The sequence below is a fragment of the Niveispirillum sp. genome (assembly GCF_052437035.1).
Taxonomy (GTDB): Bacteria; Pseudomonadota; Alphaproteobacteria; order Azospirillales; family Azospirillaceae; genus Niveispirillum.
Genome location: NZ_JBQVOH010000006.1, coordinates 326,121 through 347,603 on the forward strand (window position 1 = coordinate 326,121; position 21,483 = coordinate 347,603).

The window sequence follows — 21,483 nt, forward strand, 5'->3', positions numbered from 1 at the left end:
CGCCGGTTCTATCTCGCGGCCAGGATCGAATGGGCCAGCTTCTGCGCCTGCACCCTGATATCGGGCACGGCGGTAATCTCCCACAGGGTGCCGCGCATGATCGGCCCCATGGCGTACAGACCGGACACGACCTGTCCCTCCGCATTCTTCAACCGGGCATCCCGGTCGGTATCCAGACCCAGCCGCAGCGGGTCGGGCCGCACCAGTCCCGCATCCAGCAGGCCGCGCAGCAGCGGGTCGCGGGTTCCGGCAATGTCGCCACCGGGACCGACACAGTTCACCGCATGCTGCACTGTCAATTCCTCCGCCGCCGTCTGTCCGCGCCGGCGCAGCCGCAGGGAGAGTTCACCGATTTCCCCGGCGCGCAGCCATTCCAGCTTGCCGGCAATCACCCGCAGACGGCCCTGCGCCATCATGGCGCGCAGCCTTTCATCGACGGGAGGCGCCAGCCGGTGGCGATGCACATCCCACCAGGGCCGCAGATGCCGCAGGAAGCGGGCGCGTGCTTCAACCGGCAGGGCATGCCAATAGGGGCCGGTGGCGGCACGAAGACTGTCGATCACCCCATGCCATGACCGTCCCTCCGCCATGGCCGCCCGCACCGCCGCGCGCACGGCGTGAAGGGACCCGGCCAGGGACGGGCTGATGGCCGGGGCCGCCTGTGGCGTGGCGGGGTGGCCCGCCGGGCCATGGCGTCGCGGCAGAAGCCCGCGCCGCGACAGGGCCAGAATCGGCCCGACATGCCCCTGATCGGCCAGAGACAGGGCCACATCCACCATGGTCAGGCTGGTGCCCAGTAGAAGCACCCCATCCTTCTCCCCGATGCGGGAAAGCGCGCCGGGGGCCCAGGGATCGCTCTGGAATCGGAATGTGTCCAGAAGCGCCTTGTCCACGCCCGGCGGCGGGTCGGGGGGGAAGTTCCCCACGGCCAGCACCGCCCCATCAACCTCATAGGTCCGACCGACATCGGTGGTCAGCAGAAAGCCACCGCCGGCAGCCGGCATCAGGCCGACCGCGTCGTCGGCGACCAGGACCAGACGCCCGACAGCATCCGACCCGGTAGCCGCCTGGGACAGCATGTCCTGCAGATACTGGCCATAGGTGGCACGCGCCACGAAGCCTGCCGGATCGGCCGTTTCATTCCGACCACGCAGCCAGTCCAGGAAATGCCCCGGCTGGTCCGGGAAGGCCGACATGTTGCCGGCCCGGACATTGAGAAGATGCGCGCCGTGCCGCGTGCTGTAGGCGACACCCTTGCCAAAGCCGCGTGCGCGTTCCACCAGAAGGATGCGGGGCGCCGCGGGACCGGCGGCCAGAAGATGCAAGGCCACCAGTGAACCGCTGAAACCGGCGCCGATCACGGCAATGGTGGGGCGTCGGGTGCGATCCGTCATGCGGGCAGGGCTTCCTGGCTGGCGGTATTATCCTATGCCACCAGTAGGAATTATGGCTGCCGCAGAGTCAAGCCGGTTCGGCGTGACGATCATGTGACGGTGCGGGCTGACAAAAGTCAGATCACGAAATCCAGCGGATGGCTGAGCGATCGCCGGCGTCGGGACGCCTCCGCCAGGGTGCAACGGTCCAGCACGGTGGCCATGGCGTCGCGCGCCTTCAGCATGGCCCAGCGGATGACGCAGGTGGCCGCGTCCTCGCAATCCTCGCACGGTTCGAACTTCAGCCGGCTGGCGCAGCGGATGGGTGCAAGCGTGCCGTCGATGACGCGGATGATGTCGCCAACCGACAGATTCTCCGGCGGGCGGGCCAGACGATATCCGCCATGCCGGCCCCGCTGGCTTTGCAGCAGCCCGGCCTTGCGCATGTCCAGCAGGATGGCCTCCAGGAATTTGGCCGGAATATTCTCCGACGCGGCGATTTCCCCGATCTGGACCGTTGTGGCATCTTCAAAGCGATCAGCCAGATGGATACAGGCGCGAAGGGCGTATTTTGCCCGCTGGGTAAGCATCGCGGTCAAACTTTCCGGCACAAACAGGTCTCCCTTTCATGGCGTTTCCGCGCGCCGATAGCAAGGGGCCCGTTTCGCTGATCAGCCTTCCGCTTCCGCCGCCATGGCGCGCGACAGTGCGGGGATACGGTCGGCCAAGGCGCGTTGCGCCCGCTCTCCCGCAGCGGTGAGCTGTGCCAGCGGTTCCGCCAATGCCGCCCGGTCGGTGCCCGCATCAATTGCCTGTTCCAGGTCGCGCGCCGCCTGCGACAGTTCCATCAGGCCGAAATTTCCGGCCAGGGAAACCATGGAATGGGCCTGGGCCCGCACAACATCCAAGCTGATCGTGCTATCGCCGACCAGGGCGGTGCGCTGCCGCAGCGTGGTTGCCACCTCCTCCATCATGGGCAGCAGCGCACCCGCCCCCATCAGCGCTTCCAGCTGCGCCTGCATGTCCATGGACAGCACCGGCAGATTGCCACCTACCGGGCCGCCGGCGGGTGCCGGTGCCTGCGCGGGGCCGATGCGCTGTGACCAGCGGGTCAGGGCGGCGACCAGATGGCTCGCCTCGATGGGTTTGGCGATATGGTCGTTCATTCCCGCCTTGCGGCAGCGCTCCACCTCCGACGGCAGGGCGTTGGCGGTCAGGGCGATGATGGGGATGCGGCCCGCGACGGAGGGCAGGGCGCGAATGGCGCGCGTCGCCTCCAGCCCATCCATGCCCGGCATCTGCACATCCATCAGCACCAGATCATAGGCCGTGCGCTGGACAGCGGCCAGGGCGGCGGCACCGTCTATGGCGATATCGACGCGGTGGCCGGCCTTTTCCAGAATGGCGCGGACCAGCAGCTGGTTCACCGGCAGATCTTCCGCCACCAGGATATGCAGCGGCCTGGCATTCGCTCCATCCTCACCAGCACCGGGTGTCGGCAGCGCAGGGGCATTGCTGGGCGGATCGGTGAGGCGGAGCGGGATTTCGATCCAGAACAGGCTGCCACGGCCTGCCTCGCTGGACAAGCCCAGCCGCCCACCCATCAAGGTGACAAGCCGCTTGCAGATCGCCAGACCCAGGCCCGTTCCGCCATAGCGACGGGCCGTGGAGGCGTCGGCCTGATGGAACGGTTCAAACAGCTGCGGCTGACGCTCCGGTGCTATGCCGATGCCCGTATCGGCGACCGCGATGCGCAGCGCACCGTTGCCCTCGTCCGCGATGGTGGTGGCCGACAGGGTGACATGGCCAGCCTGTGTGAACTTGACGGCATTGTTCAGCAGGTTCAGCACGACCTGCCGTACCCGTGTCGGGTCCAGCATCAGCCAGGGGGGCAGGTCGGCGGCAAGATCGATACGCAGGGACAGGCCCTTTTCCTGTGCCATGGGGCGGACCAGCTCGGCACAGGTCTGCAACATGCCCACGGTATCAGTGGGCATCTCCTCCAGCTGCAGGTGCCCGGCATCGACCTTGGCGAAATCCAGCACGTCATTGATGACGGCCAGCAGCGTGCGACCGGCTTCCGCCTGCAAGCCGATGTAACGCCGCCGCTCCGTCTCCGGCAGGTCGGCGGTCAGCAGCAGGTCGGCAAAGCCGATCACGGCATTCAGAGGCGTGCGCAGCTCGTGGCTGACCGTGGCCAGGAAGTCGGTCTTGGCGCGGGCGGCCGCCTCTGCCTCCCGCCGTGCCATCAGCAGGGCTTCCTCCTGTGCGGTCCGGTCGGTCACGTCGCTGACAGCGCCGAACAGGGCGAAGGGCTTGCCATCGGGCCCGAACTCCACCACCCCGCGCGTCACCACATGGCGCGTCTCGCCTGTGGGCCGGATGATGCGCAGACCCATTTCATAGCTGGCGCCCGATTGCATGGCCGTGGTCACAAGTTCACGTAACCGGTCACGGTCTTCCGGGTGATGAGCGGCCAATGTGGCCTCCATGGTCGGCTGGAACTTATCCTTGCGCAGGCCATAGATGCGATAGACCTCGTCCGACCAGGTGAGGCGGCGGGTCGACAGCTCGAACCGCCAATGGCCGACCATGGCAAGCTGTTCGCCCAGCCGCAGCAGGCGGTTGGCCTCTGACAGGTCGCGTGATTGCGCCCGGCGACGGCGTGCCTCCACCGCCAGCGCCCGGAACAGCGCGATCATTCCCAGGCTGGCGATTGTCGCGGCGGCCAGGGCGCGCAGGGCCAGCGTCCACCAAGGCGTCAGAACATCGCTCAAGGCCCGGCCGACCAGGGCATAGAGCGGGTAGGAGCGGACTTGACGGAAAGCCAGCAACCGGTGAATGCCATCCACGCTGCTGATATTCTCCACCACCCCATGCGGGGTCTGGCGCGCCGTTGACATCAGGGCGCCATCGTCCAGCACCTGTCCCAGGCCGCTATTGCCGTCGCCATTGTCGGCGCGGCTGGAACGGGCCCGGATGATCCCGTCCGCCCCCATCAGATTGACCACCCCGTTCTCGCCCAGATCCAGTTTGTGATAGTAGGCGGAGAGATAGAAGGGATCCATGGCCAGGGTGATGATGCCGGCCAGGGTACCGTCGAGATGGTTCAGCCGCAGGCTGACCGGCAGCGACCATCTGCCCGATAACCTGCCCACGATGGGTGGACCGACAAAGACGCTGCCCGTATCCTGTCCGACATGCACGGCGACATGGGCGCGGTCCAGATAGTTGGTGATCCGCGCCTCCGGCCCCATGCCCAGCGAACTGTCGATCAGATAGCCATCGGCACCGATGATTGACATCTGCACCATGAAACCTTCGGGCATCGTATGTTTGCGCATGAACCGGCGCAGGTCGAATCCGGTCGGGTCCGTTTCATATTCGGTCTTGGCGGTGCGCAACGTCTGTTCGACCGTGGACAGGATCCAAAAGGACTGTTCCTCGAATGCCAGCGCCAGATTGGAGACATCACGCCGCGCCTGGTCCAGCGCCCGCTCGCGTTCCAGCCACAGCAGCACGCCCGTCCCACCCCAGATCAGGACCAAGGTGAATGTAAGGATCAGGGTCAGCTTTTTGGACGCGACCACCATCGATTCTCCGGGCGGCGGCAATTCCCCTGCCGCGCGATCATTCGATACCTGAATTAAGTAACAAACCGTCCCCGTCTCGGGGCAGGTGCAGAAGGTTAGGTTATGCCGCCCGATGCAGGGTAGGAGATGGAGACGACTTCCAGTTCCTCCAGCCCCGCCGGTGTCCGCAGGCTGACCAGATCGCCTTCGCGCGCCTTCAGCAGTGCCCGTGCTACGGGCGAAACCCAGGAAATCCGGCCCGGCCCCATGTCGGTTTCATCCACGCCGACAATGGTCACCGTGTTCTCCGTCCCATCCTCACGGGCATAGGTGACGGTGGCGCCGAAAAACACCTGATCGCGATGCCTTTGCTGGCTTGCGTCCACGACATTGGCAATCTCCAGCCGCTTGGACAGGAACCGCATGCGGCGGTCGATCTCGCGCAGGCGCTTCTTGCCGTAGAGATAGTCGCCATTTTCCGACCGGTCGCCATTGCCGGCCGCCCAATGCACGATCTCCACGATCTTGGGCCGTTCCACGCGCAGCAGGTTCTGCAACTCCCGCTGCATTCGGTCATACCCTTGCGGCGTTATGTGGTTCTTGGTGCCGGGCGGCAGCGGGCGCGGATCATCGGCGCCGTCATCATCGTCAGCGGCAGCGTCGCGCGCATTCTCGTTGACCCAGGCCTTGCTCATCCCTGCACCGCACCATTTGCGAAACCAGCACAGGGTTTAACGCGGATGCAGGCCGTCAGGAAAGCGAAGCTTCACCCCGCCAGGGCGATGTCGCTGACATCCGACGCTGTAAGACGGGCCAGACGGTGGTCGGGCAGGGCACAGAGCAGCTTCACCCGCCGCTCCACCATGCCGAACACAAGGTTCAGCAGGGCACGGCGTTCCGTCTCCGACCCTTCAAGCGCCAGCGGATCGGGGAACCGCCAGGTCACGCGCATCGGATTGCCGGTGAAAGCCGGCTGCGGCAGGGCCGTGGACTGTTCGCACACATGAAAGACGAAATCCAAATCCGGCGCATCAGGGCCTGTGAACAGGTCCCAGCGCTTGGGCCGCAGGGTTTGCGTATCGATCCCGACCTTTCGCAGCAGGTCGAGCGTGATCGGATCGGCTTCGTCACGGGGTTCAGGGCCGGCGGAGAAGGTATCGAAGCGGCCCGCCCCCCATTTGCGCAGCAGCCCCTCCGCCATCAGGCTGCGCGAGGCATTGCGGCGGCAGATGAACAGAACGGAAAAGGGACGGTCAGGCGACATGGGTCAGGCCCCGTTGCGCGTGGATAGCGCCTGGGGACTTACCGCATCATCGGCGACAGAAATGTCACCATTCCATGGTGGTTGCGTGACAGGAACGGGCGGAGGCCCTTATTCGCCACCATTAAGGCGGTTCCAAACGCCGCGGACCTGCCCGGCAAGGCCCATCGGTTCGAACGGTTTGGCGATGACATCCACCACGCCCAGCGCAAGGAAAGCCTCCACCTCGCGGGGCTGCACCTTGGCGGTGATGAAGATAACGGGGATATCGGTGGTCTCCGGATCATCCTGCAGCGCGCGCAGCGTGGCAGGCCCGTCCATCACCGGCATCATCACGTCCAGCATGATCAGCTGCGGCTTGAAACGCTTGGCCATTTCCACGGCCTTGGTTCCGCTGTCGCACAGTTCCACGGTGAACTTCCCGATCCGGGTCAGCGCCAGATTGGTGACGGTGCGCAGCATTTCCTCATCCTCGACATAGAGGATACGCTCAAGCGCGGGGATCATGGGGGGGCTCCACGGGTGCTGACATTGCGCCGGTTTCCAATTCGGGGGCCATCCTATGTATCAGGCTGCGGATGGTGTCCACCAGTTCCTCGTTGCGGGCCCTGGACTTGACCAGGGTAGCCGCCACCTGCCGCATCTTCACAGGCCCCGCATCGGCGCCGGTAAAGACCACGATGGGCACGGGCAGTCCCTGCCGGTCGCGCAGATGCGGGATGACATCCAGGCCGCAGCCGTCGGGCATGTCGATATCGATGATCCCGATATCGAACGGCCCCGCTGCGGCGGCTTCCATGGCTGCGGCCAGGGTGGAGGCCGGGTGTATTTCCGCCTGCCCGGATAGGAGATGGCGGATGACGGCCTGGATATCGGCGTCATCCTCCACATGCAGCAGACGGGGCCGGTGGGATGCATCATCGCGGACGGCCCGGCGAAGACCGGCGATCAGCCGTTCCTCGTCAATGGGTTTGGACAGCCAGTCGATGACGCCCACGGCCTCCCCCTCGATGGCATCGCGCTCGCCATCACCGCTGGCTGTGACAACGATAACCGGCAGGTCCCTGGTTTCCGGCTGGGCACGGATGGCGCGGAACAGGCTGACCCCCGGCAGGTCGGGCAGCATCAGGTCCAGGGTCATGGCCTGGAACGGATGGCGGGCCAGCAGGGACAGGGCCTCCCCCGCCGTTGCGGCGATGGTCGGGGTAAAGCCCGCCTGCGACAGCATCAGCGACAGAAGCCGGGCGATATGGGGATCATCCTCACAGATCAGGATATCGGCGGGAATCGGGGCCGGCATCGCAGGCGGCGGCAGGACATTGGCATCCTGCAATAGCGGAAGATCGATATGAAACCGGGTGCCGTGACCAGGCACGCTATCGAAACCGATCTGCCCGCCCTGGCGCTCCACGATCTCCTTGGTGATGGCCAGGCCCAGGCCCGTTCCGCCCTTGGCCCGGCTGTCGGAACCGTCCGCCTGTGCGAAACGCTGGAAAATGCGGTCGCGGAAACTCTCATCAATGCCGATCCCCTGGTCCGCCACCGTCGCCCGCACCAGACCGTCGGGACGCAGTTCCATTGACAGGGTCACCGTGCTGCCCGGTGGGGAGAATTTCACGGCATTGGAGATCAGATTGGCAAAGGCTTGGGCCAGCCGGTCCGGATCGGCCATGACCTTGGCTTCCAGCCGTGTCTGTGGCGCCAGACCCGGACCGGCGGCCAGCTTCACCTGCGACCGCTCCGCCAGGGCCAGATGGTCACGCACCGCCTCGTCCAGAAGGGCCGGCAGCGACCGCGGTGCCAGATCGAAGCGCATCTTACCCGATGCGATCTTCTCCATATCCAGCAGATCGTTGATCAGGCGGATCAGGCGTTCGGTGCTTTCCTGGGCGATATCCGTCAATTGCCGCGCATCGGCGGGCAGGGTGCCGAACATGTCGGAATTGATCATACCCAGCGAGGCGCGGATGGCGGTCAGCGGTGTGCGCAGTTCGTGGCTGACCGTGGAAATGAATTCAGACTTCAGCCGGTCCATTTCCTTCAGGTGCGAGATATCGTTGGCCACGCCCAGGAAGCCCGTCACTTCTCCCTGGCCGTCGCGGATGGCGGTGACGGACAGCAGTACGGGGAACCGGCGGCCATCACGGGCGATATAGGTCCATTCCCGCTGATCACGCTTGCCCAAACGCGCGCGGTGCACAAAGGCTTCGAACGGATCGGCGGGCGGCTGTCCCAGATCGGTGGTCAGCTTGGCGACGGCGCGCGCCACCTCGCCCATGTCATGGAAGCATTTGGGCGTTTCCTTGCCCACCATCTCGGCGGCGGTATAGCCCAGCATGCGTTCCGCCCCACGGTTGAAGGCGCGGATGGTGCCGTTAGGGTCGGTGACGATGATGGCGTTGTCGGCACTGTCGACAATGGCCTGCAGCTCGCTGGTCAGGCGGCGCATCTCATCCTCGGCCTGCTTGCGGGCCGTGATCACCTCGGTGAACATCACGATACCGCCGACATCACCATCGATATCGTACCAGGGATGTATTTCCCAGCGCAGCCAGACGACGGAACCGTCTGCGCGCTGGAACTGATCCTCGGCGGCACTGGCATGTTCGCCGGCCAGGCAGCGTTCATGGATGCCCCGCCACCGCCCCTCGATCTCCGGAAAAATCTCGTAATGCGAGCGGCCGATCAGGTCGCGGTCATTCAGATCATAGTCTGACAGCCAGCGTCGGCTGACGGCGACATAGCGCAATCTTGTGTCCAGCATGGCGATGGCCGCCGGCGCATGCCGGATGAACAGGTCCAGCAGATGCTCACGCCTGCGAAGGGCATCGGCCAGGGACTGGCCAGCCAGATGCACTGCCCGAAAGGCACCGGCGGCGCGCGACAGGTCGCCGACCTCGTCGGGGCGGGAAATGTCGGGCATCGTCACGTCGGTCTGCCCGCGGGCGATTTGCTCAAACACCTCGGTCAGCTTGGCCAGCGGGCGCAGCACCCGCCAATGCACCAGCAGCAGGGCCACACCGCCAATGATCAGCGTGGCCAGGCACAGCAGCACACCCTGGGCCAGACTGACCAGCGCGTCCTGTGACAGGCGGCGGGCCCGGACCTCCGTGACCGATTTCGATGCGGTCAGCACCGCCTCCACGGCCTCGATCCCCGTCGTTGCCATGCTGAACCAGTCGGCGGCGGAGACCGGGTCGATCTGTCCGGCGCGGGCCAGATCCATGGCCCTTCGGCGGAAAGGTTCGATCCGGTTTGAGATCAGGCTGTCGGTGGCCGATGTGGCGATGCGCACCGTCTCCATGCCGACATCGCTCTGGGCGGCCAATTGCCGGACATTCTCCCAGGCCAGGGCGAAGCGCGTTTCCGACTCCGCCAGCATTTCGATGGTGTTCGGGGTGGCGCCGCGTATCAGGGCCGCCGACAGCAAGGCACGCAGCCGCCCCGCCTGCTCCGCCGCGATCCAGGCCGACTGGCGCAGCGGGGCATGCGCGGCGATCAGCGGGTCGATGATGGGGGAACGGTCGGCCAGCATCTGATGCGATAGCCGGGCCTGATCAATCAGGCCCGTCATGGTGCCGAACCAGCGCTCTGCCATATCGTCCGGTCGCTCCGCCTGTGTCCGGTGAAGGGCCTCGTCCAGCTGCTCGCGCATGGACCCCAGGGTCTTGCGCGCCTGACGCAGCGTGGCCAGAAGTTCCGTGGCGCCGTTGGGGGCCTGATCGGGATGGGAAAGATGGGTCAGCAGCGTGTCCAGCTGCGTGTCGGTATGGGTGCGGACCGACCGCAATGGGGCCAGTTGCGCCTCCCCCGGCACGGTTTCCTGGGACAGCAGGACATAGGTCGTACCGCGTTCCAGCGCCCAACCCAGCGCCAGCTCCACCAGCATGCCGCGCGCCTGATCGGCGGCCAGATACCGGTCGGCCGCGCGCTTGTCATTCCAGTCGCGCAAAAGCCCCAGGACCGCCAGGGCCACCAGGGCAGCGGCCATGACCAGCATTAACAGGGGGATCAGCAAGCGAAGGCGCATGCGCGGTCGTTCCGCTCCGCAATTCGGGATGCGGACCGGAACGAACTATCCGCCGTTCCTTCCCGCGGAACGACGATGACGCAATCATGCGGTGCAGACCAGCGTCAGAACGTCTCCCTATCCTAAAGCTTATAACGTCCTTAGGGAGAGACAGCACCGCCCCACCGCCTACTCCAGATAGCCGTCGACCTCGGCTGCCGCCCGTTCCAGCGGCCAGTTCAGACGCTCGATGATCTCATCAATCGCGTCTTCCGGTGACAGCGACCCACGGCCCAGCTTTTCCAGAATGGCGTCGAGAATCGACTCCTCCTTGGGGTTGGGGCGGCCATAGGGCTTCAGAATATCAAGAATGCTGCTCATGCGCGTTGCTGTTTCCCGCTGGAGCCTGCCCCGGTGGGGGCGGCTGATGCGGGCGAGATTACACGCCCAGCCCCGCTGTTGGCTAGCGGTCAGGGGCTCAGCCGCGACCGAAATCCATCAGGTCGGGAGCGTTGTTGACTAATGTTTCGGCCATGGCCTCGACACGGGCCAGAAGAGCAGGCTCCAGGCCCTCTACGATCTCCGCCTCGTTCTTCATTTCTGAAAGTTGTTTAGTCCAGCGCTCCAACACGAATCGCGTCCCAATTGGCATATGGCTTATATTGGCAGCCATCTTCTCCAGACGCGGGGCAACGGCGCCCAGATGCAGTTGCCACAGGGCCACGGTCAGCTGACGCAGCTGGCGTTCCACCTGGGCGCGCCGCTCCTCGTCCAATGAGGCGGTGTTGGACCGCATGACCGAGGTGAAGGCGGCCACCGCTTCGAAGGCAGGGCCCAGCTCTTTGAACTGCCGCAGCGCGATGGTAACGTCCGGTGGAATCGGCAGACCGGCGCACCGATTCTGCAGACGGGCCAGATCTTCCTGCAGCAATGCCAGCTGCAATCGAATGGTCCGGTCGGCTGATTTGCTTTGCATCCGAAAGATACCTCCACCAAAAGGTATAAACCGAATCGCCAGTCTGCAAAGCGGGAAATGCATTCGCCCCTGCTTGTCGGGTGTCGCGAGTATTTCCACAGCACTCGAACAAACCTTCTATGACCATTCGCCGTTGCGGTGCCGCAACACTCGCCATTTCGCGGTAAGCCACCTGTGCTGACGGTATGGATGGGGAAGGCGGTTGGCCAACAAAGGGATCGTCATTCTGTCATAAATTATTGGTATTGAAGGACTATATTTGATTGCGCAGTGGTGGTCCGGGTGATTGGCGCTGCCTGATGCTGTGATAGGAAAGTCTTGATGCGGCTGGTCATGATGGTATTTTGGACCCAGCCACACGCAAGAAGCCTCTCGCAACGCGAAAAAGAAGTGGTATAAGGCACATCGGTCCAACCTCTGGGGAATTTACCAATGAAAAAGGAACTCTTGGCTCTGACGTTCGCCATCGCGCTGGGCGCAGCCCCGAGCATCGCTAACGCACAGGGCACTTCCGGCGCCGCGCCGGCGGCTGCTCCGACCGCCACCGGTTCTGCCGCTGGTGCGGGCGCCTCTGGCGTCGCCCTGGGTTCCCTGGGCACCGTTGCTGTTGTCGGCGCCGTCGCCGTTGCTGGCGTCGTGGCTGCCGCTTCCGGTGGTGGTGACGAAGAGCAGCCCGGTCCCGGTCCCGGTCCGGGTCCTGGCACCCAGACCACGCCGACCAGCACGAGCACCAGCACGCGCACGGCGACGTCGACCCGCTGATCGGGTCCGTACCAGCAGGCTGTGGGCTATAGAACTGGACCTCTGGATCACTCCGGAGGTCCTTTTCTTGTTTGTGTGTTCTGTGGCTGACCGGGCGGCGCCACAGAACAACCCATGTCCTGCGGTGCCGCCAGGCTCCGGGTCACGCCGCGGGCTTGATGATCTCGATATTCACGGGCTCGGTGCGATCGTGAATGTGCTGCCGGGATTTCCAGCAGAAGCCGGTCGCCGGCTCGATCCAGTAATCATTGCTGAAGGGCTTCATCCCCGTCATCACCACGTCCTCACGCAGGTGGGTCAGGGTGAAGTCGCGTTCCAGGATGGTGATCTTTTCCGTGCCCAGGTCGCTGAACCGGCCTTTGACCGCAATATCGAACAGGCCGGCTGCCTGGATGTCGACATGGCGGATGTACTCCTTCCCGATCAGCGTGCGCAGATCGGGGATGGTGTCCTGGGGAAATGACGTACGCGACAGATCGCCGGGTAGCCCCACGGTCTGTATCAGGAAGGGGCCGCGCGTCACCAATACCTGCCGCGTCTGGCTATAATAATAGAGCGCCCCATTTCCGCCGATTTCGCCCAGCACCATGAAGGCTTCACTGCTGTCCTCCAACCAAGCCAGGATTGAGGCATAGGGCAGGGCATCCGCCTGCGCCCGCGTCACAGGTGCCTTGCCGCCAATGCCACCCACCGCCGCCACAGTTGCCCAGTATGGAGATTCAGTGTTACCCAGGTCTCCGCATGCCGTCAGGACAGTGGCTGGCAGCAGCGTGGTGGCGATCGCGCCCAGGCATTGGCGACGGTTCAGCAGTGTCGCGTGGCCTTTGGAATCGCTTTTGGGAAGTGTCATGGAGAACTCGATGCGTCGTGTGTTCAAGGGCGCCGTCAGTGGGCGGCACTTGCAGGTCGGTCTAGCATGTGCCGCCCTGCTTGTCAGTGCTGTGATGCCCGCCGCTGCCCAGACCATCGAGTTGCCGGATGGGGCCATCGACCTTCGAAACCTGCCGAGTCAGTTCGGCCAGCGTGGCAACACGCCGCAAAATGCCAGCAGCCAGCTGGACCGGTCCCGTGCGGGTGCCGGAGGTGTCGACAATTATCTCAATATGCCGTCCGGCCAGACGCAGTTCGATGCGCGCGACCCGATGGACCCCGCCTTCGCGGAAAACGCGGAAATGGGGCGCCCCTCGCCGCTGGAACGGCAATATAGCCAGCGCGCGGGCAAGCGCCTGGAACAGTTTGGCTATGATCTGCGCAACGAGCGCCGCCTGACCTCCACAGCCCTGCTGAATGGGGCGGTGCCAGATGATTATGTCCTGGGTATCGGCGACGAGCTCGTTGTGACATTGCGCGGTCAGGTCAACAGCACGACGAGCGTGCGGGTGGACCGTGAGGGGCGCATCGTGCTGCCCAACATGGTCCCCGTGGCTGCCGCCGGTCGCCGTTTCGGTGAATTCCGTGAGGATCTGACGGCCCAGGCCCAGTCCGCCTTCATCCAGACCAACGTCTTCATCTCTGTCGGCTCCGTGCGCTCGATCGGCGTTCTGGTGACGGGTGAGGTGCGCGCGCCGGGCCGTTACACGCTGACCAGCTTCTCCAGCCTTGTCGAGGCCCTGTCGCAGGCCGACGGCATTCAGAAGTCGGGATCGTTGCGTGCGCTGAAGATCCTTCGCGGCAACACCACCATCGCCGTGGACCTGTATGATGTGCTGCTGGGCAGCCGTACGCTGAATGATCTGCGGCTTCAGGATGGGGACCAGATCGTGGTGCCTGCCATCGGGGAAACCGTGGCGGTGCAGGGCGATGTGGTGCGCCCTGGCATTTACGAGCTGAAATCCAATGAGGCCGGTCTGTCGGCCGTGCTGGCGCTGGCCGGTGGGCCGCAGCGTGCGCGCGGCAACCGTATCGATGTTCTGCGGCTGGACAAGTCGGGTCGCAATCAGGTGATCCGCAACGCCGCCGGCGGGGCCAAGGTGCTGGCCGGCGATATCGTGTTGGTGGAGCTGCCGCGCGATGCCTTCGCCCTGGAAGGGGCGGCGGAAATGCCGGGCAGCCGTGGATTGGCCCAGGCCAAGACGCTGCGCGATGTCCTGAATGAGCCGTATGTTCTGTCGGCCAATCCCTATCTGCCCCTGGCGGTCATCGATACCGAGGATCCGGCCACGCGGCAGCGCCGCTATGTGCCGGTTGACCTGCAGCGCGTCATGGATGGTTCCATGAATGTCTCGCTGCGCGAACGGGACCGCGTCATCGTGCTGAGCCAGGCGGATGTCCGCTATCTGGGCTCAGCTGACGTGCAGGCCGTCCTGCGCGGGGAACAGCCGCCCAGCGTGAAGCTGGCCGTGGACCGCACCATCACGGGCGAGAAGCTGGCCATGGCTGGTGCTGCCCCCCTGCCGTCGAACGAAATCACCAGCCGCGCGACCGGTCAGCGTAGCCAGTCCCGCCGCGCCAATGAGGCGGCTTCGGGTACGGGCTTTGATGCCTATGAGGCTTATCAGCAGGATCGCGACCGCCAGCAGGTCCCCCCGCGGGATGACTTCCAGGACGGTCGCGAAAGCGACGGCACGAGCCGTCCACGCCGTCTGATCGGGACCTATCAGGATCCGACCAATTCCGCTGGTGTCCGCCTGGTCGAATCCGATGTGGAGTGCGGCGGCCTTCAGACCCTGGCCTCGCTGGCCTCAGAAGGCTTGCAACAGCGCTACTCGGTGGCGATGCGTACCGGTTCCCGGCAACTGTCGGACACGTCGGTGATTGACATCCGCGCCTGCCCGCGCATTTTCCACCGCCATCCCGACCTGCTGCCCTTCCTGCTGGAATACGCCATCTCCATCGAGGGTGAGGTGCGTTTCCCCGGCGTCTATCCCGTTGTGCCAGGGGCCAAGGCGGATACGGTGCTGAAAGCCGTGGGTGGCGTGACCCTGGATGCCGATTCCGACGCCGTGGAAATGACCAATGTCCAGGGCGAGCGTACGAGCGACATGAGCCTGCGCCAGTTGAACCAGGCCACGCTGAACCCCGGTGACGTGATCCGCGTCGCGGCCCGCGTGGCCAAGCGCGAGGTGGGCGTGGTCAAGGTTGCGGGCGAGGTACTGCGTCCTGGCCGTTACGACATCAAGCGCGGTGAGCGTCTTTCCGACCTGCTGCGCCGTGTGGACGGTCTGACGCCGGAGGCCTTCCCCTATGGCGCCGTCTTCACGCGTGAACGTGTCCGTGACGCAGAGGAGGCGGGCTTCCGCCGGGCGGCGCTGGAACTGGAGCAGTCCATCCCCAGCGTCATGGCCGGTGCGTCCGGTCAGGAAGCCGAACAGGCCCGTCAGGCCCTGCCCTTTCTGCAAAGCCTGGTCAACAGCTTGAAGAGCGCGCGCGCCGTGGGCCGTGTCGTGGTTGAGGTTGACCCGACGGTGTTGGCCGCACGTCCGGAACTGGATTTCGTGCTGGAGCCGGGTGACGTTCTGACGATCCCCAAGCGCCCTTCGCACGTGACCGTGTCGGGTGAGGTGCTGAATGCCGGTTCTGTGATGTTCAGAAGCGGTAAATCGGCCCGTGACTATATCAAGATAGCCGGTGGTATCACCTCGGCGGCGGAAGAGTCCGATGCGTTCGTGATCTACCCCAACGGCGAGTCCGAGCCGCTGAGCCTGGGTCGCTTCAGCGATGGCAGCGTGCCGATCCCGCCGGGTTCCACCATCGTGATCCCGCGTGACCCGCAGCCGTTCAACTTCCTGACAATGACCCGCACGGTCGTGGGCCTGTTGAGCGACCTGGCCCTGTCGGCGGCCTCTCTGGCCGTGATTTCCCGGAACTGAGGCGGATAGATCGTGACCATGTTCCGCTTCGGCAGGACGGCAACCGCCGCCATCGCGCTTCTGGCGATGGCGGCCCCGGTCGCCGCCCAGGAGAACAATCCCTTCCTGCCCTGGCGGCCACCGGAGACGGTGAACGATTTCGGCGGCACGGGCCTGATCCAGACGCCCGTTGCACGGGCAGCACCCGATGGTCAGGCCTATGCAGGCTTCACCTATGTCTGGCCCTATTCGCGCTATTTCATCACGGTGCAGGGGCTGCCCTGGTTGGAAGCCACCCTGCGCTATACCAGCGTCGCCAACCGCTATTACGGGCCGGAGGATTTCTCCGGGTTGCAGTCCTACAAGGACCGCGGCATCGACGTGAAGGTGCGGCTGGTCGAAGGCGATGCTACTTGGCCGAACGTCGCCGTCGGCATGCGCGATATTGCCGGCACCGGTCTTTTCGGTTCCGAATATATCGTTGCGGATCAAAGCTTCGGTGACTTTGACCTGTCCCTGGGTATGGGCTGGGGCAATATGGGCACCCAGAACAAGTTCAGCAATCCGCTGGGCCTGATCTCCAAGAAGTTCAAGACACGCCCCACCGGCTTCACAGAGGGCGGTGGTGCCCTCTCGACGGACTTTTTCCGGGGCCCCGTCTCGCTTTTCGGCGGTGTTGCCTGGCAAACCCCGCTGGAAGGCCTGCGCCTGAAGCTGGAATATGACCCGAACGACTATCAGAGCGAGCCGCTGGACAATGACCTGAAACAGTCCATCCCCATCAATATCGGCTTTGATTATAAGCCGTGGGATTGGCTACAGGTCGGTGCCGCATTGGAGCGTGGCAACCGCGCCATGCTTCGTTTCGCAACGACAACGAATTTCCATAAGGCGAAGGGGCCAGGCAAGATCGACGCGCCCCCGCCCCCGCTGATGCCTACGGCCCCTGCTGCCACCCCCTCGGCGGCGCCCGCTGCCGTGCCGGATGCGCCGCGCTCTGCCTCCGCGCCAGCGGATGATGTGCGGACGGGCCTGGGCCGGCAGGCCGCACTGGATGGTCTGGCGCTTCAGCATTTTGCCCGCATGGCCGGTGAGATCCATATCACCGTGGCGGGTACGCCTGCGCGCGACAGCGTGGCCGTATCCTATGATCTGGCCCGCCGCGCGGCGGAACTGGCGCCCGATTTCACGGGCCGCATCCAGGTGACGCGGGTTGAATATAACCTGCCCTGGATGGTGACCAGTTTTGAGGCCGACAGCCTGCGCCGGGACGCGGGCTTGCGCGTTACCAGTCCCGCCCCGGTCCCCGCCCTCTATGCCGCCCCGACTGCCACGGGCAAGGCACCGGATGAGACGGTGCGCAAGGAACTGGCGGCCCAGTTGCAGAAGCAGGGCTTCTTCCTGTCAGCGGTCGATTATAAGGCCCCGAAGGTCACCCTGTTCCTGGGCAATGGTCGCTATCGGCAGGTGCCGAAGGCCATCGGGCGTGCAGCGCGCACGGCGGCTGCCGTCCTGCCGCCGGAATATCAGGAGATCGAGATCATCTTCGTGGACAATGGCATCGAGATGCTGTCGGCCACGATGTTCCGGGTCGATCTGGAACGCGCCCTGTCTCCCCATGGCGGCTCCATTGAGGAAGCCTGGATGCGCACCCGCATCGAACGGCCCACCGCCAAGGCCGAGGAGGCCAGCCATCCCGAAGATGTGGAATATCCCGGCGTCGGCTGGAACATCCGGCCGGCCCTGCGTCAGACCCTGGGTCGCCCCGAAAGCTTCATCCTGTATCAGGCCTGGGTGCGTCTGAACGGCACGCTGGTCCTGGCACCGGGTCTGAACGTCGCCGGCGGGCTGGGCATCGATGTGTCGAACAATTTCGACAAGATGCGCATCCCGTCTGACAGCCTGCTGCCGCGTGTCCGGTCCGACATCAAGGAGTACCTGCAACAGGGTACGACCGCGATGACCTATCTCCAGGCCGACTACACGCGGGAGATCGGGACCGACACCTATGCCCGCGTCTATGGCGGCTATCTGGAGGAAATGTTCGGCGGCGTGGGCAGCGAGGTCCTGTACAAGCCGTTCGGCAAGGAATGGGCCATCGGGCTGGACGTGGCCTGGGCCAAGCAGCGCGATTATGACCAGTGGTTCAAGTTCCGCCCCTATGATGTTGTGACCGGTCACCTGACCGCCTACTATCATTATGAACCGCTGGGCGTTGATGCTAGCGTCAAGGTGGGCCGCTATCTGGCGGGGGACGAGGGTGGCACGCTGGAGCTTTCTCGCACCTTCGACAGCGGCATCACGGTCGGTGCCTTTGCCACTTTCACCAATGTTTCCGCCAAGCAGTTCGGCGAGGGACGGTTCGACAAGGGCATTTACTTCGTCATCCCGCTGGACAATCTCTATGTGAAGTCCACCCGTGGCAGCCTGGGTTGGCTGTGGCGTCCCTTGACGCGTGACGGTGGTCAGACGCTGAGCAGCCGCCGGCCCCTGATCGGCCAGGTGAATACGGCCGATGGCGCCGCTCTGCGGCGCAACTGGAACCTGTTGATGGATTGATGGCGCCGCCTGACAGCAACCTGGCAAGGATTTGATAAATGGATTTCACCATCTATGACATTATCCGGTTCTACCGGCGCCGTTCCAGGCTGCTGCTGACCTTGTTCGTCGGCATTTTCCTGGTGACTGTTTCCATTTTTCTGCTGTCCACCAAGCAGTATCAGGCCTCCCTGGAAATGCTGCCGCCCGACACGCGGATGGACGGGTTGAGCGCCGCCGCGGGTGGGTCCCTGGCCCAAGCCCTGATGGGGGGCGGCAGCACCAATCCGGACTTTGCCAATTTCCTGGCCTCGATGGGGTCGATCCAACTGGCCGAACGGTTGCTGACCGAACCGAAGATCGCGCAGACCGTCTTCATCGACCGCTGGGATACCGAACAAAAGCGGTGGAAGCCGTCTTCCTCACCGGTGGCACTGGTGGGGCGGGTGTTGCGCTTCGTCTTCGGGATGAAGGCGGCGGAGGCGCCGACCCCGTTCGAGATGCGGGCCTTTGTCCTGTCCAGCCTGGATGTCTCCAAGAATTCCGACAGCCGTTCGACCCGCCTGTCCTTCCGTCATTACGACCCGGCCTTTGCGCGGCTGTTCCTGTCACAGGTGATCCGCGAGCAGGACGAGATTCTGCGCAAGCAGAAGCTCTCGGTCTATGAGAAGGAAAATGCTGCCCTGCGCGAACGTTTCAATGGCGAGCAAAGCCGGGGCGTTCAGGAATATATGATCCGCTGGATATCGGAGAATGAAAGCAAGATCGTGAAGGCGGAGAGCGCTGAGTACTTCTCCTTCCAGGTGCTGGACCCGATCAGCGTGACAGTGGAGCCGGTGAGCCCGCAGCCGCTACTGTCGGTGGTGATCAGCTTCATTGCCGCCCTGCTGGGCAGCCTGTTCATCCTGGCAATCATCGGCTTTGCCCGGCTTCTGGCGCGGGCATCGGCGGCGCCATGAGCAGCGGGCCGCAGATGTCGGCCTTGACCCGCGTCGGCTTCATCGTGCCGGCGGTGGAGGGGGAAGGGGACCTTCTGGTGGACTGCGTCGGCAATCTGCTAACGGAATTGTCCCTGTTGCCGCATCTCTCCGCATTAATCGTCATCTGCTGGCAGTCCGCCGATGGCGGGGCGCCGGTTCTGCCCGACGATCCGCGTCTTCGGCTTCTGATGCTGGACCGCATCGGGGCATCGGCGGCCCGCAACCGGGGCCTGGATGTCGCGCTGGGTCTTGTGGATGCCGTCATGTTCACCGATGTCTCCGTGCGGCCTGACGCTGCTTTCCTCGCGGCGGCCGTTGCGGCCTTGCACGACTCGCCGATGGTCAGCGCGCCTGTTTGTTTCGCACGCGAACCGATTGCCGGCGGTAGCGACCAACTGCACCCTGTGCGGGCCGGATTCGTGGTTTTCCGCGGCTTCATCTGGTCCAGCCTGTTCCGGGCCGACGCCCTGACCGGTCTTCGTTTCGATGAAACGATCGGTCCTGGCACCACATCCGCGCATCAGTCGGGGGAGGATGCGCGTCTGCTGCACCGGATCGTCACCCGCCTCGGCCTGACCCGCATCCCCTATTTGCCGGGCCGCCCCGTGCGGCGCCTGCCCCGGCCCGATCTGGCGGCCAAGGAATGGCGCTATGCCCTGGGTCAGGGCTATCTGGTGGGCCAGTATCTACGGTATCCGACGTCGGATGACCGCTCCTATTTCCTGTTCCGGGCCGTGCTGTTCCTGGGACGCAGCGTCCTGATGCTGCTGCGGGGCCGCGATGGCCGTGCCCTGGGTTGCCGCCGCATCGGTGCCTTCCTGTCGGGGCTTGGGGGTCGCGATCGCACGGCTCCCGTCCTGCGCCCTGGTCCTGTGGGGGGGGGGCGATGACGATGGTGCTGTCTCCATCCCGTGGCGTGCTGTCCCGTTTCGACTGGGATGCGCTGAAGATTATTTTCGTCTGCGCGGCGGTCGCCCTGAACAGCCTGGCAAAGCTGTCGCCGGTGCTGTACGCGCCCTTGCTGGGGGGTGCGCTGCTGATCATGGCTGTGGACCTGTTCCGCCGTCCCCTGCGGTTGGAGGCGGACGGGATTGCCGGCGCTGCCCTGCTGCTGGCCTATCTGTTCTTTGCGCTGCTGTCCTTCACCATGTCGCTGACCAATATTTCGCCGGTGGGGGCGATGGTTGGTCTGGGGCGGTTCCTGTTCGCCTTCCCTATCCTGGTGGCCTTCCTGCTCTATGTCCGGGATTTCCAGACACTGGTGGCGGCGGTGGTCGGCGTCGCCATCTTCATGGCCATCGGCAATCTGTCGGTGCCCTGGCAGATGATGTTCGGGGAAATGAAATGGCTGGGGTCGGACTATAAGCGGGGTGGCTTTGACCGCTATGCCAGCGTCCTGGGCAATGTGACGGCCATCGGCATTTCCGCCGGCTTCTACTTTGCCATCATCCTGATCCTGATGCGGCCCGGCCTGTGGAAGATGCTGGTGGGGCTGGCCATTGTCGTGGCCGCCATCGCCAGCCTGTCCAAGGCGGCGATCTTCAATCTGGCCATTCCCGTGGTTACCCTGGTCGGCCTGAACTTCCTCCCGCGCTTCCGCGTGTTTCAGAAGTTCCCGTTCCGGGCCATGGCCGGCTTCACCTTGATGGTCATCGGGGTGATCTGCATCGCCATCCTGGTCCCGTCCGTGCGCGGTCGTGTGCTGGTCAGTCTTGCCAGCTTCGGTGTCAGCAGCCAGGAAGCGGTGCTGGTGGACGACGTGGATGTTGGCACCTCCTTCCATGAGCGTCTGTTCCAGCATCCGGCCAAGGTGTTCTTCAACCTGGACCGGGTGGAGGGGCCGACGGGCCATCTGACGGGTGGCGGATTCGGCATGTCCTCCACCGCCCTGGTGCCGCAGCCCGATGAACTGTCCATCATGGCGCATAACCAGCTGGTGGAGTTCTGGGCGCTGGGCGGGGTGTTTTACCTGCTGGTATTCCTTGCCTTCCTGGCCATGGTCGCCGTGCGCCTGCTGACCCTGGTCGGGTATTGCCACCGGATGGGGCTTCACCAGCAGCGGCTGTTCTTCACCTGCATGGTGGTGGTGATGGCCAGCTATGTAGCCAACCTGCCCTTCGCCAACGGCCTGACCTATCAGCCGACCCAGGCTCTGATCTTCTGGCTGTTCTTTGCCCTGCTGATCCTGCCGCGCTCCATTCTGCTGAAGGAACGGCAGGACTGA

16 protein-coding genes are annotated in these 21,483 nt (G+C 64.5%); 6 read left to right on the plus strand and 10 right to left on the minus strand.

Annotation, left to right across the window (positions count from 1 at the left end; genetic code table 11):
- Positions 1-8 precede the first annotated feature (8 nt).
- From ACT6Q8_RS16875 to ACT6Q8_RS16915, 9 genes are all read right to left on the minus strand, one after another.
- Positions 9-1,394, minus strand: coding sequence for an FAD/NAD(P)-binding protein (locus tag ACT6Q8_RS16875; protein ID WP_444733089.1), 1,386 nt, complete (start codon positions 1,392-1,394; stop codon positions 9-11).
- 116 nt (positions 1,395-1,510) lie between these two features.
- A complete protein-coding gene (locus tag ACT6Q8_RS16880; protein WP_054169831.1) occupies positions 1,511-1,963 on the minus strand; it encodes an RrF2 family transcriptional regulator in 453 nt (150 codons plus the stop codon).
- 81 nt (positions 1,964-2,044) lie between these two features.
- On the minus strand, positions 2,045-4,966 hold the full coding sequence (locus ACT6Q8_RS16885) for an ATP-binding protein (RefSeq protein ID WP_054169832.1): 2,922 nt from the start codon (positions 4,964-4,966) through the stop codon (positions 2,045-2,047).
- Between the two features lie 95 nt (positions 4,967-5,061).
- The gene (gene greB / locus ACT6Q8_RS16890) at positions 5,062-5,640 is read right to left on the minus strand and encodes a transcription elongation factor GreB (RefSeq protein WP_054169833.1); all 579 of its coding nucleotides are present in this window, start codon (positions 5,638-5,640) and stop codon (positions 5,062-5,064) included.
- 71 nt (positions 5,641-5,711) lie between these two features.
- Positions 5,712-6,209: an arsenate reductase/protein-tyrosine-phosphatase family protein gene (locus tag ACT6Q8_RS16895; RefSeq protein WP_054169834.1), complete on the minus strand. Its 498-nt coding sequence runs from the start codon at positions 6,207-6,209 to the stop codon at positions 5,712-5,714.
- A 108-nt stretch (positions 6,210-6,317) separates the two neighbouring features.
- The gene (locus ACT6Q8_RS16900; protein WP_054169835.1) at positions 6,318-6,713 is read right to left on the minus strand and encodes a response regulator; all 396 of its coding nucleotides are present in this window, start codon (positions 6,711-6,713) and stop codon (positions 6,318-6,320) included.
- Positions 6,697-10,236, minus strand: coding sequence for a PAS domain S-box protein (locus ACT6Q8_RS16905; RefSeq protein ID WP_444733091.1), 3,540 nt, complete (start codon positions 10,234-10,236; stop codon positions 6,697-6,699). The genes ACT6Q8_RS16900 and ACT6Q8_RS16905 overlap by 17 nt, the downstream gene beginning before the upstream one ends.
- Positions 10,237-10,404: 168 nt before the next feature.
- Positions 10,405-10,596, minus strand: a complete 192-nt coding sequence (locus tag ACT6Q8_RS16910; RefSeq protein ID WP_054169837.1) for a hypothetical protein — start codon at positions 10,594-10,596, stop codon at positions 10,405-10,407.
- Positions 10,597-10,693: 97 nt separating this feature from the next.
- Positions 10,694-11,254 carry a hypothetical protein gene (locus ACT6Q8_RS16915; RefSeq protein ID WP_444733092.1) on the minus strand — a complete coding sequence of 187 codons (561 nt, stop codon included), beginning with the start codon at positions 11,252-11,254 and terminating at the stop codon, positions 10,694-10,696.
- Positions 11,255-11,623: 369 nt separating this feature from the next.
- Between ACT6Q8_RS16915 and ACT6Q8_RS16920 the strand changes: the two genes are divergently transcribed.
- Positions 11,624-11,953 carry a hypothetical protein gene (locus ACT6Q8_RS16920; protein ID WP_444733093.1) on the plus strand — a complete coding sequence of 110 codons (330 nt, stop codon included), beginning with the start codon at positions 11,624-11,626 and terminating at the stop codon, positions 11,951-11,953.
- 142 nt (positions 11,954-12,095) lie between these two features.
- Here ACT6Q8_RS16920 and ACT6Q8_RS16925 read toward each other — a convergent pair whose 3' ends face one another.
- Positions 12,096-12,830: a YjbF family lipoprotein gene (locus tag ACT6Q8_RS16925; RefSeq protein ID WP_444733094.1), complete on the minus strand. Its 735-nt coding sequence runs from the start codon at positions 12,828-12,830 to the stop codon at positions 12,096-12,098.
- On the opposite strand from ACT6Q8_RS16925, the gene ACT6Q8_RS16930 reads away from it, so the two are divergent.
- From ACT6Q8_RS16930 to ACT6Q8_RS16950, 5 genes are read left to right on the plus strand one after another with little or no spacing between them, the layout of a single operon-like run.
- Entirely contained in the window at positions 12,814-15,762 is a 2,949-nt protein-coding gene (locus ACT6Q8_RS16930; RefSeq protein WP_444733095.1) for an SLBB domain-containing protein, read from the plus strand. The genes ACT6Q8_RS16925 and ACT6Q8_RS16930 overlap by 17 nt on opposite strands.
- Before the next feature lie 18 nt (positions 15,763-15,780).
- Positions 15,781-18,300 (plus strand): YjbH domain-containing protein, encoded by a 2,520-nt coding sequence (locus ACT6Q8_RS16935; RefSeq protein ID WP_444733123.1) that lies wholly within the window; start codon positions 15,781-15,783, stop codon positions 18,298-18,300.
- Positions 18,301-18,338: 38 nt separating this feature from the next.
- Positions 18,339-19,238 carry a hypothetical protein gene (locus ACT6Q8_RS16940; protein ID WP_444733096.1) on the plus strand — a complete coding sequence of 300 codons (900 nt, stop codon included), beginning with the start codon at positions 18,339-18,341 and terminating at the stop codon, positions 19,236-19,238.
- Positions 19,235-20,149: a hypothetical protein gene (locus ACT6Q8_RS16945; protein WP_444733097.1), complete on the plus strand. Its 915-nt coding sequence runs from the start codon at positions 19,235-19,237 to the stop codon at positions 20,147-20,149. The genes ACT6Q8_RS16940 and ACT6Q8_RS16945 overlap by 4 nt, the downstream gene beginning before the upstream one ends.
- Positions 20,146-21,483: a hypothetical protein gene (locus ACT6Q8_RS16950; protein WP_444733098.1), complete on the plus strand. Its 1,338-nt coding sequence runs from the start codon at positions 20,146-20,148 to the stop codon at positions 21,481-21,483. Before ACT6Q8_RS16945 ends, ACT6Q8_RS16950 begins: the two co-directional genes overlap by 4 nt.